The organism is Wocania arenilitoris (assembly GCF_021728535.1).
Classification (GTDB): Bacteria; Bacteroidota; Bacteroidia; order Flavobacteriales; family Flavobacteriaceae; genus Wocania_A; species Wocania_A arenilitoris.
Map to the genome: position 1 here is coordinate 52,869 of NZ_JAKKDU010000013.1, position 14,660 is coordinate 67,528.

At 32.9% G+C, this 14,660-nt stretch carries 11 protein-coding genes; 5 read left to right on the forward strand and 6 right to left on the reverse strand.

Going from position 1 to position 14,660, the window contains the following annotated elements; genetic code table 11:
- Window positions 1-6 precede the first annotated feature (6 nt).
- The 3 genes from L3X37_RS11505 to L3X37_RS11515 are packed head-to-tail and all read right to left on the reverse strand — an operon-like array spanning window position 7 to window position 2,091.
- Window positions 7-354: a carboxymuconolactone decarboxylase family protein gene (locus tag L3X37_RS11505; protein ID WP_237240321.1), complete on the reverse strand. Its 348-nt coding sequence runs from the start codon at window positions 352-354 to the stop codon at window positions 7-9.
- Window positions 347-1,174, reverse strand: a complete 828-nt coding sequence (gene tatC, locus L3X37_RS11510) for a twin-arginine translocase subunit TatC (protein ID WP_237240322.1) — start codon at window positions 1,172-1,174, stop codon at window positions 347-349. Before tatC ends, L3X37_RS11505 begins: the two co-directional genes overlap by 8 nt.
- Window positions 1,174-2,091: a KpsF/GutQ family sugar-phosphate isomerase gene (locus L3X37_RS11515; protein ID WP_439654838.1), complete on the reverse strand. Its 918-nt coding sequence runs from the start codon at window positions 2,089-2,091 to the stop codon at window positions 1,174-1,176. The genes tatC and L3X37_RS11515 overlap by 1 nt, the downstream gene beginning before the upstream one ends.
- A 251-nt stretch (window positions 2,092-2,342) precedes the next feature.
- Here L3X37_RS11515 and L3X37_RS11520 point away from each other — a divergent pair, with 251 nt between their 5' ends.
- A complete protein-coding gene (locus L3X37_RS11520) occupies window positions 2,343-4,547 on the forward strand; it encodes an ATP-dependent DNA helicase RecQ (protein WP_237240324.1) in 2,205 nt (734 codons plus the stop codon).
- Window positions 4,548-4,601: 54 nt separating this feature from the next.
- Here the strand turns inward: L3X37_RS11520 and L3X37_RS11525 are convergent, their stop codons facing one another.
- Window positions 4,602-6,098 (reverse strand): sulfatase family protein, encoded by a 1,497-nt coding sequence (locus tag L3X37_RS11525; protein WP_237240325.1) that lies wholly within the window; start codon window positions 6,096-6,098, stop codon window positions 4,602-4,604.
- Between the two features lie 262 nt (window positions 6,099-6,360).
- On the opposite strand from L3X37_RS11525, the gene L3X37_RS11530 reads away from it, so the two are divergent.
- From L3X37_RS11530 to L3X37_RS11545, 4 genes are all read left to right on the forward strand, one after another.
- Complete coding sequence (locus L3X37_RS11530; RefSeq protein ID WP_237240326.1) at window positions 6,361-7,293, forward strand: peptidylprolyl isomerase; 933 nt, start codon at window positions 6,361-6,363, stop codon at window positions 7,291-7,293.
- 254 nt (window positions 7,294-7,547) lie between these two features.
- Window positions 7,548-8,060, forward strand: coding sequence for an azurin (azu, locus tag L3X37_RS11535; RefSeq protein ID WP_237240327.1), 513 nt, complete (start codon window positions 7,548-7,550; stop codon window positions 8,058-8,060).
- A 186-nt stretch (window positions 8,061-8,246) separates the two neighbouring features.
- Window positions 8,247-10,133: a 3-keto-alpha-glucoside-1,2-lyase-like domain-containing protein gene (locus L3X37_RS11540; protein ID WP_237240328.1), complete on the forward strand. Its 1,887-nt coding sequence runs from the start codon at window positions 8,247-8,249 to the stop codon at window positions 10,131-10,133.
- 29 nt (window positions 10,134-10,162) lie between these two features.
- Window positions 10,163-12,088, forward strand: a complete 1,926-nt coding sequence (locus L3X37_RS11545; protein WP_237240329.1) for a c-type cytochrome — start codon at window positions 10,163-10,165, stop codon at window positions 12,086-12,088.
- Window positions 12,089-12,279: 191 nt separating this feature from the next.
- Here L3X37_RS11545 and L3X37_RS11550 read toward each other — a convergent pair whose 3' ends face one another.
- Both L3X37_RS11550 and L3X37_RS11555 read right to left on the reverse strand, forming a co-directional pair.
- The gene (locus L3X37_RS11550) at window positions 12,280-13,206 is read right to left on the reverse strand and encodes a glycoside hydrolase family 17 protein (protein WP_237240330.1); all 927 of its coding nucleotides are present in this window, start codon (window positions 13,204-13,206) and stop codon (window positions 12,280-12,282) included.
- A 6-nt stretch (window positions 13,207-13,212) separates the two neighbouring features.
- Window positions 13,213-14,655 (reverse strand): MFS transporter, encoded by a 1,443-nt coding sequence (locus L3X37_RS11555; RefSeq protein WP_237240331.1) that lies wholly within the window; start codon window positions 14,653-14,655, stop codon window positions 13,213-13,215.
- Window positions 14,656-14,660: the final 5 nt, after the last annotated feature.

Here is a 14,660-nt window from a genome sequence, read left to right on the forward strand (position 1 = left end):
TTTTATTTAACGCTGCTGTTCTAAAGCTTCCCAAAACTCGTAAGCACGGCGTAAATGCGGAATAACAATAGTACCGCCAATTAAATTAGCAATACTTAAGGTTTCAATAACCTGCTCTTTTGGGATGCCTTCTTTATAGCAAGTTTCAAGATGATATTTTACACAATCGTCGCATCTTAAAACCATTGATGCCACTAAACCTAAAAGCTCTTTTGTTTTAACATCTAAAGCGCCTTCCGCGAAAGCGTTGGTGTCTAAATTAAAAATACGTTTAATTACTTTATTATTATCGGCAAGAATTTTATCGTTCATTCTTTCCCGATACTCATTAAATTCGGTAACGATATCAGACATTTTTTTTCTCTTTTCTTTTTTGATTTCGTATAACAATTTTAGAAATATAAATGCTTACTTGATACAATATTATAATTGGAATAGCTACAATAACTTGACTTGCAACATCTGGAGGCGTTATAACTGCAGCTAATATGAGTACGCCAACTAAAGCAAATTTTCTGTATTTACGTAAAATTTCGGGTGTTACTAAACCAATTTTTGTTAAAAAATAGATAACTATTGGTAATTCGAAAATTAAGCCAGAAGCTAAAACAGAAGCTCTTATTAGCCCTATATATGAATTTAAATCGAAATCGTTATGAACTTTTTCTGCAACGGAATAAGTGCCTAAAAAGTTAATAGATAAAGGGCAAATAATATAATATCCAAAAAGTACACCTATAAAAAATAAAAGTGATGAAATGATAATGAAACCTCTTGAATGTTTTCGTTCGTTTGAATGGAGACCTGGACTAATAAATTTCCACAGTTGATAAATTACATAGGGAAAAGCTATAATAAACCCGAAAGTTATGGATGTCCAAATGTGTGCTGAAAATTGTCCAGCCATGGTTCTGCTTTGAACTTCAAAATTGAATTCTGTGTCACAAAAACTATCAAATCCCAACATTTGAGAAGCTTTACATAAAGTTTCGTAAGTTAAAAAGTCTGATTTTGATGGTCCAAAAATTAGTGTGCCAAAAACGAAATCTTTTAATATAAATGCTACTGTAGCAGCTACCATAATAGCTACAACAGACCTAATTAAATGCCAACGTAATTCTTCAAGATGATCTAAAAAAGACATCTCATTAACGTTTTTCTTTTTCTTTGCCATTATAAAATACCTTCTTTAATTAAATCGTGTAAATGTACAACGCCTGCATAATTGCCTTTTTCTATAACTAATAATTGCGAAATATCATTATTTTCCATAATTTCTAAAGCGTCAACAGCCATAGCATCTGCGTTTATATGCTTTGGATTAGCACTCATAATGTCTTTTGCTGTTAAGTTAGAAAAATCATCAACTTTGGTTAGCATTCTACGTAAATCTCCATCTGTTATTATGCCAACAATTTTTTCATTTTCAACCACAGCAGTTACACCAAGCATTTTTTTTGTAATTTCAATAATAATGTTTTTAATGCTAGTGTCTAGATGTACTTTAGGTTTTTCATTAACAGAAGAAATATCATGAACTCTCAAATACAATTTTTTTCCTAAAGCTCCGCCAGGGTGGTATTTAGCAAAATCTTTACTCGAAAAACCTCGTAATTCTAACAAGCAAATCGCGAGCGCATCACCAACAACTAATTGAGCTGTTGTACTTGTGGTTGGCGCTAAGTTATTTGGGCACGCTTCCTGCTCTACAAAAGCATTTAATATATAATCGGCTTGCTGCCCTAAAAACGAATCTTTATTACCTGTAATAGCTATCATTTTATTTTTTGCACTCTTTATTAAAGGCACTAATACTTTTATTTCTGGAGTGTTTCCACTTTTAGAAATACAAACTACAACATCATCTTCAAGAATTAACCCTAAGTCACCATGAATAGCATCAGCAGCGTGCATAAAAACTGCTGGTGTTCCTGTGGAGTTTAAGGTTGCGACAATCTTATTTGCTATAATAGCACTTTTACCAATTCCTGTTATAATTACGCGTCCTTTGGAGTTGTATATAAGATTTACAGCATGAGCAAAATCATTAGTTACAAGGTTAGCTAAATTAGAAATGGCTTTACTTTCCATTTCGATGGTATGTTTAGCTTTATTAATAATAGAAATTTCGTCTTTCAAAATTTATTATTTTTTTTTGTTGATGCTTTAAAGATTTTGTTATCTTTAAGTGTTAATCAGTATTGAATTTATTGTAAATTCGTATTGCGATACAAAACTAACGAAAAAAACATGAGGGTTCTCTAAAAACACCGCTAAATTAATGAATACTATAAACTTTAGGTGGTGTATTTTAGTTGTAAAATTAATTTTTCATTATATCAATGCTAACAGCAAAAAGTAACATTCATTCTGCACTAAAAAAGTATTTTGGGTTTAATAAATTCAAAGGATTACAAGAAGATGTAGTAAAAAGTATTTTATCAAGAAAGCATACTTTTGTAATAATGCCAACAGGTGGCGGAAAATCACTATGTTATCAATTACCAGCATTAATGCAAGAAGGAACAGCCATAGTTGTTTCTCCATTAATAGCTTTAATGAAAAATCAGGTTGATGCTATTAGAGGAGTTTCTCAAGAAGAAGGTGTTGCACATGTACTTAATTCTTCATTAAATAAAACAGAAGTAAAACGTGTAAAAGAAGACATTGTTAATGGCATTACTAAGTTGCTTTATGTAGCCCCAGAATCCTTAACCAAGGAAGAGAATGTCGATTTTTTACGTACTGTAAAAGTGTCTTTTATGGCGATAGACGAAGCCCATTGTATAAGTGAATGGGGACACGATTTTAGACCCGAGTATAGAAATTTAAGACACATTATTAAAAGAATTGGAGACGATATTCCTATTATAGGGTTAACAGCTACCGCAACACCAAAAGTGCAAGAAGATATTATAAAAAACTTAGGAATTACTGGTGCTACAACCTTTAAAGCATCATTTAACCGACCTAATTTGTATTATGAAGTTAGACCTAAAACCAAAAATGTTGATGTAGACATTATAAGATTTATAAAACAAAACGAAGGGAAATCAGGTATTGTTTATTGTTTAAGCAGAAAACGTGTTGAAGAATTAGCACAGGTACTACAAGTTAATGGAGTTAAAGCAGTACCATATCATGCGGGTTTAGATGCCAAAACCAGATCCAGTCATCAAGATAAATTCCTTATGGAAGATGTAGATGTGGTTGTAGCAACTATTGCCTTTGGAATGGGTATTGATAAGCCTGATGTGCGTTTTGTAATTCACCACGATATACCTAAAAGTATAGAAAGCTATTATCAAGAAACAGGTCGTGCAGGTAGAGATGGAGGTGAAGGACATTGTTTGGCATATTATGCATATAAGGATATAGAAAAGTTAGAAAAATTTATGTCTGGAAAACCTGTTGCTGAGCAGGAAATAGGGCAAGCTTTGTTGCAAGAAGTCGTCGCTTTTGCCGAAACATCAATATCTCGTAGAAAATTTATTTTGCATTATTTTGGTGAAGAATTTGATAATGAAACTGGTGAAGGTGGTAGTATGGATGATAATGTCCGTAATCCAAAAAAACAAAAAGAGGCAAAAAACGACGTTAAATTACTTTTAGAAACCATTAAAAAAACCAACGAAAAGTATAAATCTAAAGACTTAGTTAGTGTAATTATTGGTAAAGAAAATGCACTTATAAATTCTCATAGAACTAACGAACAAGACTTTTTTGGTAAAGGTAAAGAGCACGATAAAAAACATTGGATGGCACTATTAAGACAAGTGTTGGTTGCGGGGTATCTTAAAAAAGATATTGAAACTTATGGCGTTATAAAATTAACAGCTTATGGTAAAGATTTTATAGAAAACCCAATGTCTTTTATGATGACCGAGGACCATATTTTTGAAGGCGAGCAAGAAGATGGCACAATAATAACCGCAGAAAAAGGAGGTGGGGCAGTTGCCGATGATGTATTAATGGGTATGCTTAAAGATTTACGTAAAAAGAATGCAAAAAAGCTTGGGGTTCCGCCGTTCGTTATTTTTCAAGATCCATCTCTGGAAGATATGGCGTTAAAATACCCAATAACTATGTCTGAGCTTAGTAATGTTCATGGTGTTGGAGATGGAAAAGCTAAAAAATATGGTAAAGATTTTGTAGACCTTATTTCTAAATATGTAGAAGAAAATGATATTATTCGTCCAGACGATTTAGTGGTAAAATCTACAGGAAGTAATTCAGCCAATAAACTATATATTATTCAAAATGTTGATAGAAAATTGCCTTTAGATGATATAGCTTCTTCTAAAAAAATGTCTATGGAAGACTTCATTAAAGAAATGGAAGTCATAGTATATTCTGGTACAAAACTTAATATAAATTATTGGATTGATGAGATTTTAGATGAAGATCAACAAGAAGAGATTCACGAATATTTTATGGAGTCTGAGTCTGATAGTATTGATGATGCCATTGAAGAATTTGATGGTGATTATGACGATGAAGAATTACGACTATACCGTATTAAATTTATAAGCGAAGTGGCTAACTAACTAAAGTTAGTTGGAGGTTAAGGGTTTAAAAGTAAGAAGTGGCTAATTTCTCTTTTATTTGATATAACCTTTATTCTTATAAATTTGAATATAGTAGTTGTTTAAACTATCGGAGTCCTTATATAGGTTTCTTAAATCGTTTAGTTTATCTTTAAGTTTGGTGGCTATTTCAGCATAGTTTTCATCATTATAAACATTGTTCATTTCGTTTGGATCTTTTTTTCTATCATATAGCTCCCAAGCATCAACATCGTAATAATAGTGTATTAACTTGTAGTCTTTTGTTGCGATACCATAGTGTCGTTTAACTGCATGTTCTGCTGGGTATTCATAATAATGGTAATACACTGCATCCCTGTCCCAGACTTCTTTTTCTCCCTTTAACAATGGCACCAAGCTTTTGCCCTGCATATCTTTTGGAGCTTCAATCCCCGCTATTTCTAAAAAGGTTTGGGCAAAATCTAGGTTTTGTACCATTTCATCTTCTGTAGTGCCAGGGGTAATTTTGTTTGGCCATTTAATAAGTAGGGGTGTTTTAAACGATTCATTATACATAAAGCGCTTATCGAACCAACCGTGCTCTCCTAGATAAAATCCTTGATCGGAAGTGTACACAACAACAGTATTATGGCTTAAATTTTTGTCATCTAAATAATTTAATAACCTGCCTACATTATCATCAACAGCAGCTATACAACCTAAGTAATCCTGCATATAGCGTTGGTATTTCCAAACCATTAAAGTGGAATCATTCATTGTAGGGTATTCCGCTTTAAAGGCATCATTGATTGGGTTGTATATAGATTCCCAACTGTGTCTTTGAGTATCTGTCATACGATTAGTAGCGTTATTGCGTAGTCCGTTATAATCAATGTTTAATTCATCAATGGTTTTATCAGTTAACTTATTATCGTACCCTAAATGCATATGTTTTAAAATATTCATTTCGGCAGTTTTCGAGGCAGCTTCCCGTGTCTTGTAATCATCAAATAAACTTGTTGGTATAGGAAATGATTTTGTTGTGTATGTTTTGTAATGTCTCTCAGCAGGGAGCCAATTTCTATGTGGGGCTTTGTGCAAATACATTAATAGAAAGGGCTTTATGGTATCCCTGCGCTTTTCCATCCAATCTATGGTAAGGTCGGTGATGATATCGGTTACATAACCATTAATGATGGTATCTCCTTTTTGGGTTATAAATTTCGGGTTGTAATAATCACCTTGCTCAGGTAGAATTTTAAATTCATCGAATCCTATAGGATTATTACCAAAATGCAGTTTGCCAAACATGGCGGTTTGGTATCCTGCCTCTTTAAATAATTGGGGAAAGGTAACATTAGTGGTGTCAAAAGGAGATAAGTTATCTATTTTGCCATTTATATGAGAATGCTTTCCAGTAAGTATCACTGCTCTAGATGGTGCACAAATGGAATTGGTGACCGAAGCATTGGTGAACAATAGCCCCTCTTTTGCAATACGATCAATGTTGGGAGTTTCTATGAGCGTATTGTTGTATGCACTAATGGCTTGGTAGGCGTGGTCGTCAGACATTATAAAAACAATGTTAGGCTTTTTTGAAACTTTATTTTGTTTTGAAATGCAACTAAAATTAAAAAGCATTAATAACCCTATTAGTGCAGAAAGATATTTTGAAAATAAACACATATTATATAAATTGAAATATAAACTTGAGCAAATATATTCATATTTAATGAATTTTAATAGTTGATATGTTATTTTAATCTTTTTGATTATCATTTTTATAGGTATAATGCAATGGCTATCTTTGCGGCTCATTTAAAAACAGAATGTAATGCAAAACGGATTATACGCAAAATTCAATACAACAAAAGGAGAAATTCTAGTAGCTTTAGAATACAAAAAAACTCCTGGAACAGTAGGTAACTTTGTGGCTTTAGCTGAAGGGAACTTAGAAAATTCGGTAAAATCTCAAGGAACGCCATATTATGATGGTTTAAAATTTCATAGGGTAATTCCAGATTTTATGATTCAAGGAGGTTGCCCACAAGGATCTGGTTCTGGTAACCCAGGTTATCAGTTTGATGATGAGTTTCATCCCGATTTAAAGCACGATGGTCCAGGTGTTTTATCAATGGCAAATGCTGGTCCAGGAACAAACGGAAGCCAATTTTTTATAACTCATATAGAAACACCTTGGCTGGATAATAATCATACTGTTTTTGGAAAAGTAGAACATGGTCAAGAAGTTGTTGATGCTATAACACAAGGTGATAAAATTGAAACTTTAGAAATTGTTAGAGTTGGAGCAGATGCAGAGGCTTACAATGCAGTTGAAGCTTTTAGAACTTTTGAAGGTTCAAGAGAAAAACGCCTAGCAGAAGCTAAGGCATTAGCTGATGCAGAATTAGATAAAATTGCTGCCGGATTTAATAAAACCGATAGTGGTTTGCGTTACCAAATAATACAAGAAGGAAAAGGCATAAAGGCTGAAAAAGGTAAAACAGTGTCTGTTCATTACAAAGGTCAGTTGGTAGATGGGACAGTATTCGATTCATCATATAAACGTAATCAGCCATTAGAGTTTCCAGTAGGAATAGGACAGGTTATTCCTGGTTGGGACGAAGGTATTTGTTTATTAAATGTTGGAGATAAAGCACGCTTAGTAATACCAAGTGATTTAGGTTACGGAAGTAAAGGAGCAGGTGGTGTAATCCCACCAAATGCAACATTAATTTTTGATGTTGAGTTGATGGATGTTAAGTAGTATAATAAAGTACAAAAATAAAAGGTCGTATAAGAAGTATTTTTTAGGCGATTTATGACACTTCAAATTATTTAACTAATATTTTTTAACCCCTTAACAAAATTGTTCAGTTAAGTAGTTTTTGTTTTTAATAAACTTTTATTTTAGTATAATTTATTTCAGTGATAAATACTAAACAATACAAAAGGTTATATGGTTATATTTGTACTGAAAATATTTACTTAGTAGAATAAACATAAATTAAAACACTAAAAATGAAAACAATTAAATATGTATTATTATCTGTTTTTTCTTGTGCAATATTAGTAGGTTGCGGAGAAAAAGAAGAAAAAAAGAAAGAAGGTTTTTCGTACGAAAACAAAACAAAAGAAACTAAAAAAGTTGTAGAAGAAGATATAAGTAAGGTGGTTTTAACATCTAACGATTTAATGCAGTATAATAAAACTGAGATTAAAGTAAAAGCTGGGAAAAAAGTAAAATTAACACTTAGGCACATAGGAAAGTTAGATAAAAAAGTAATGGGGCATAACTTTGTTTTATTAAAGCAAGGTGTTAGTGTTTCAGAATTTGGAAACAAAGCGGCTACTTTTGCAAATAATGAGTATATCCCTAATGATACTCAGGATCTAATAGCACATACCAAATTAATTGGTGCAGGAGAAACAGCTGTTATAGAATTTGATGCTCCAAAACCTGGTGAGTACGATTTTTTATGTAGTTTTCCAGGGCATTATGCTATTATGAAAGGAAAGTTTATTGTTGAGTAAAACATAAATAATAATTCTATCAAAAAATTAAAAAGTCTGAGTTTTACACTCAGATTTTTTTATGGATATAATATTATTCTAGATTTTAATAGCTTATTAATTTTAGTATAATTTATTTCAGTGAATAATACTGTACAAAAATGTTGATATAAATTTCTAAATTAGAGGTTTTAATAGAAAATATACATGAAAATTAAACTTTTATTAATCCTTGTTTTTATTGGGCTTAATTTGCCTGCCCAAAATCAAATAAAACTTGACAATTTAAATGATTTTAAAGAACAAGCTGGAAACTGGAAAATAGTAGGAGATGTTACAGTAAATAGACATATTGATGTGCATCATAAAGAAACAGAAAAACACGATTTAAAAAAGAAAAATAGAAGAAGGAAGAAGGATTATGTTGAACCACCAAAAGCCATCACATTCACTCCCGGAACTGGAATTATTTTAAATATAAATGATAAAGAAAAAAATGATGCTTTAATTACAAATTGGAAACACGGAGATTTAATACTTGAGTTAGAAGTATTACTTCCTAAAGGCTCTAATTCTGGTATATATTTTCAAGGCAGGTATGAATTACAAATTAAAGATAGTTGGGGTGTTAAAAACCCTTTAGGATCTGATATGGGTGGATTTCATAACAATTGGGAAAAAACTGAAAACAAAATATTTAGAGGTATTCCTCCAACAAGTAATGCTTCAAAAGCTCCAGGATTATGGCAAAAATATAAGGTACATTTTCAGGCACCAAGATTTAACGATGCTGGTGAAAAAATTTCAAATGCTAAATTTATTTCAGTAGATTTAAATGGTGTTAGAATTCATAATAATGTTGAAGTTTCAACATATACTGGTGGTCCTATTGAAAAAAATGAAGTAGCAAAAGGGCCATTATTAATTCAAGGAAATCATGGTCCCGTAGCTATTCGTAATATAAAATATCAGGCATTTAGCGAACCTTCTGTTACGCTTACATCACTTTCACAAATTTCATATTTAGGAGCATTTAAGGGTTTAGAAGAGTTAAACGATCGCCACAAAGTATTTTCAGGAAAAGCAAAAGATATCAATATACTTAGTTTAGGAGAAGAAGATAATTATGGTGTGATATACGTTGGTACTTTTAATGTAGAGGAAGAAGACGATTACACGTTTAGTGTTGGGTATACAGGAGGTGTTAAATTAGTTGTTGATAACAATATAATTGTAGAAAATAATTCATCAAGTGCTCAAGAATTATTAAATGGTGAGATAAAATTATCAAAAGGGCAACACAAGTTTATCCTTATCAATATTAAATCTGCAGGTTGGAGAGCACCTCGGTTAGGACTATCAATTAAAACGAAATCTACCAATGCTACAGATTTTCATGCCTATGATTCCTATCCACTTAATTTAAGTACTATATCTCCAATTTTTGTAGAACCAGATTCTAAACCACGTCTATTAAGGGCTTTTGTAGCTTTTAAAGGAGGTGGCAAAAGATTGTCTCACACTATTGGTGTTGGTACACCAGAAGGTGTAAATTATATTTACGATTTACAAGCAGCTAATCTTGTTGGTGTTTGGAGAGGCGATTTTGTTGACGCAACACCTATGTGGCATAATCGTGGAGACGGGTCCTTTAAACCAAGAGGAGATGTTCAATGGACATTTTTAAATCAACCTATTGCACAACTTTCAAACTTTAATGAAGCATTCCCTAAAACTGGAATGGCTCCAGATTTTATTTCTAAAGGATATATTATTAATAAGGCTACAGGGTTGCCAATATTTAAACATCACTATAAAGGTGTTGATATTCAAAATAAAGTAACCATGGATGCTACCAATAATTATTTGATTCATGATATTCAATTTTCAAAATCTGGTTTAGCAAATTGGTACTGTAAGTTGGCTTCTGGAAAAGTTAAAAAAATGCCTGACGGTGCTTATCTTATAGAAAACGAGCAGTATTATGTTAAAGTTTTATCTGGACAAATTCCTATAGTAAGAGAAGTAAAAGGAGAAACAGAATTAATAATTCCTGTTGACGGTAGTAAAGTTAAATATGGAATAATTTGGTAAACATGATAAACAAAATAATTCATAATAAAATGAATAGTATAAAATTGCTAGTATTAGTTTTTGTGATTGGTTTTTCGCAAATTATATTAGCTCAAAATACACCTAAAGAAGAAGATTATTATCGTATAACAAAAGTGCCAACACCAGAAGGTGTTCTTGTTGAAGGTGGTGGCGTTTTAGTATTACCAGATGGTACCGTTGCAGTTTGTACAAGACGAGGTGATGTATGGATTATTGAAAACCCAACCATGTCTAACGGATATCCATCAAAGTTTATAAAATTTGCTTCTGGTTTGCACGAGCCATTAGGTTTAGCTTATCGTAATGGAGCAATTTATACAGCGCAAAGAGGAGAGCTAACAAAGTTAGTAGATACTGATGGAGATAGAATTGCTGATGTTTACGAAACCGTTTATGCATGGCCATTATCAACCCATTATCACGAATATTCTTTTGGACCAGTTTTAACTCCAGATGGTGACTTTTTTGTTACTACTAATGTTGCTTTTGGAGCTGAAGAGTGGTGGCGTGGAGAAAGTCGTGTGCCTTGGAGAGGTTGGACTATGAAAATTACAGAAGACGGACAAATGGAGCCTTGGGCAACAGGAATGCGTTCTCCAGCTGGTTATGGCTTAATTGATGGCGAATTATTTTATACCGATAATCAAGGTGATTGGCAGGGGTCGGGTGCGTTATGGCATGTGCCAAAAGGAGCGTTTACTGGTCATCCAGCTGGTTTAAAATGGGCAAAGCATAAAGATTCTCCTATTAACTTTACTGAAAAAGATTTTTATAGTAAAATTGATATCAGGCAAGTAAAAAAAGACGGGCGATATGTAAAGCCAGAAAATATTATGGATGAAGAAGATCCTGATTTTAAATACGAAATGAAAGCGCATTTTCCGCAGTTGCAATTACCTGCTGTTATACTACCTCATGGTATTTTAGGAATTTCAAACTCTGAAGTAAAAGTAGATGAAACAGGAGGGAAATTTGGACCATTTACCGGACAAGTACTTGTTGGCGATATGGGACAAAGTAAAATTATGCGTGTGGTTCTTGAAAAAGTTAAAGGCGAATATCAAGGAGTAGCGTTCGATTTTAGATCGGGATTTCAATCAGGTGTAATGCGAATAGATTTTGATAATAACGGAAACCTTTTTGTTGGAGAAACCAATAGGGGATGGGGATCAGCTGGAACAACAAACTCAGGTTTAGAATTTGTTACATGGACAGGTAGAGTGCCTTTTGAAATGAAAATCGTAAAATCTATGCCAGATGGTTTTGAAATTGAATTTACAAAACCAGTTGATAAAAATTCTGCTGAAGATTTAGACTCCTATAGCGGGAAAAGCTATATTTATAAATACCATGCTGCTTATGGCAGTCCACAGACTAATTTAGAAACCATAAACATTAAAGGTGTTAAAGTTAGTGATGATGGTTGTAAAGTTAGAGTAGTTACAGATAATTTAAGACCATTTTATGTACACGAAATAACTTTAAACGGAGTAAAAGAAAAAGAATCGGGTAATTTAATATTGCACCCTACTTTATATTATACCTTAAATAATATTGCTGAAGGTGATAAATTAGCACTATCAGAACTTTCAACAAAGCGATCGTCTAGTTTAAAAAAGAAAGTCGTTAAAAAGAAACCTCAAGTAAGTAAAAAAGTAGCTGCTAAAAAGAATCCTGTTTTAACAGATGCCCAAGTGCAACCGCTTTTAACCAATAATACTTGTGTAGCTTGCCATCATAAGGAGAAACGACTAGTTGGTCCTTCGTTTAAAGCGATTGCTAAGCGTAAATATAGTAATGAAAAAATAGTAGAACTCATTTATAATCCGCAGCCTAAGAACTGGCCAGAATATGCTACGCCTATGGCTCCAATGCCTCAGGTTCCAAAGGATCAAGCGCTTAAAATTGCCGCTTGGATAAATGCTTTGAAGTGATAATTAAGAAGAATTTTCTATACTTAGAGAGTGGGTGCAAATAAAATGTTCTTATTCAGTAGCTTTTAATTATTCTAATGCATAATCCGGGATTAAATATGTAGCATGGGTCTTATAAAATTTGTCCGACTTTTTGTTGCAAGTCCACAAAACTACCTTAAAATAAAAGAGAAAGCTTTATTAAAAACCATTTAAGCAAACATCTTACCTTTTTTAAGACTAAGTTTCTTAGTCATAAATTTGGGTTTTTCATCTTCATCCCAAATACCCCAGTAAGCACCAACATCGCCTTCGGCACCAACCTTCCAAGATTCATCAAAGGAGGAAAAATAAAATATATCTATATCGTCCTCCGAAGCCCAATTCTGTGTGTTAATAAAATATTTAATAGCATTCTCATAAGAAGGTAAAGCTCCGTTTAACCCCTCTCCAGCACTTGGCCATCCTGTTTCTGTAATGATAACTTTTTTACCACTAGCAGCTTTAACGGCTTTGTTGTACATATCTTTCATGTAGATTAAAGAATACTCAATACTACAACCTTCCCAATAGGGATAACAATTAGCCAAAACAACATCGCATGCCTCAGTTATTTTTGGTCTCAGCGAAAACTCGTAATAAGCATCTACATAACCTACAGGGGTATCTTTTATTTCTCTTTTAACATCATATATAAAATCTAATAATTCTTCTTCTGTTAAATCACCTCGGTACATAACTTCATTACCCACTGCAGCTATATCAACATAACCCTCTTTAGCAAGTTTTTTAAGCCCCTCAATTTCTTTTTTATTTATTTTAGGGTCACCTCCTAACCAAGCGCCAACAAGAGTTTTCATACCCATTTGTTTTGCTATTTTAGGTATTAATTCGTTGCCTTCGGTGCATGAAAAGGAACGTACCCATTTTGTATATGGTTTAATTACTTTTAAACGTCTTCTAATTTGCTTTTCAGAAAGCTGATCTCCTGGCTCTTGCCCTTCTTCATATGGACTAAAGCAAATTCCATGCATACCATTACTAAGAAATCTCTTAAACATATTTTGCAATCCCTTCTTAGTCTTATTATCGAGATTAATACCCGATAACGCCATAATTTTATCCCTCCTAAAAGACATTTTTATTTATTTTTTTAAATTACTATTTTCTTTTCTTTCATTTAATTCTACCCTTATTTTGTTCGCTCGTTCTTCGGTAACATCATAATTACGCATAATGTACATAGCAATTAGTGTTCCAGCCATAGGGAAAAAGCAAAAGAAAGCATGTAGACCATCTACTGCGGATTGCTGATTAATAGTTGCAATATCTGGATTAAATCCAACAATTGCTATAATAACACCGCTAAGTCCTCCTGCAATTGCAAAACCAACTTTAACCATCCACCAATAAATAGCACCAAAAATGCCTTCTCTACGTAAACCAGAATTTAATTCATCGATATCAATCACATCCGCAGTCATTGACATCATTATGGTAAATAAGCTTCCAATTCCAAAGGAAAAAAATGGTAGTGCTATAATATAAAGCCATGGTTTACCAGGAACAAAAAGAAACCATAGTAAGATATACCCAATAACAGAAATACCTTGAGATAACATAAATGCTTTTTTCTTACCCATTACTTTAGACATCCAAGTAACAACTGGTATAACTATAAATGTAGTTGCTAGTGCTCCTAAACATCCAAATAATGATACCCAAATACCGCTTGCAGCAGCATCTCCATTAAATAGTTTATACACAATAACAAAAAAGGTAAGCGTTGCAACAGTATTAAACGCATTAAAAACAAAAAAAGTAGCGGCACATAATTTCCTGAACTCTTTAATTTTAAATGCCTCTTTAAAAGTTGTATAAAATATCTTCTTTAAACTGCGAACAACATTTACAAAACCTAATGGCTCATAGTCTTCATCTAAGGTAGACTTACTTTTTATGAATATTGCAGGAATCATAGCGCAAACAGCACAAGGTATAGCAACCCAAACTGCTAATTGTCTTACTGCTACTTCTGCAGACGGGAACCATTCTGGATCATACATAATAATCCAGAACAACGGTGCTATTACCCAAGCCCATTGCCCAATCCATTGTGCAACCGCCATAATATTTGTACGCTCATGAAAATTGTCACTCATCTCGTAACCCATTGCAACATATGGTACACTAAAAATAGTAAGGCCTATATAAAAGATAACAGACCACAAGAAGAAATACCAAAAATTATATTGAAGAGTGTTTTCCTTAAAAAGTTGCCACATGAATATATAGGCAATACCCATTATTATTCCCCCTATTAAAACATATTGTCTTCTCCTTCCCCACTTTGATTTTGTGTTATCTGAAATATAACCCATTATTGGATCGGTAATAGCATCAAATATTCTAGGGAAAAAAAATATAAGAGCCCACATCCAACCTGGAAAATCTAAATCTTCTACTAAAACAACCATAAATATAACAAGAATAGCAGGAAACATTTGGTTGGCAAGCATACCCACCCCAAATGCTACTTTTTGCCCTAAAGGCACTTTATATAATGATTTTACTCTAGTTGTTGACAATATTA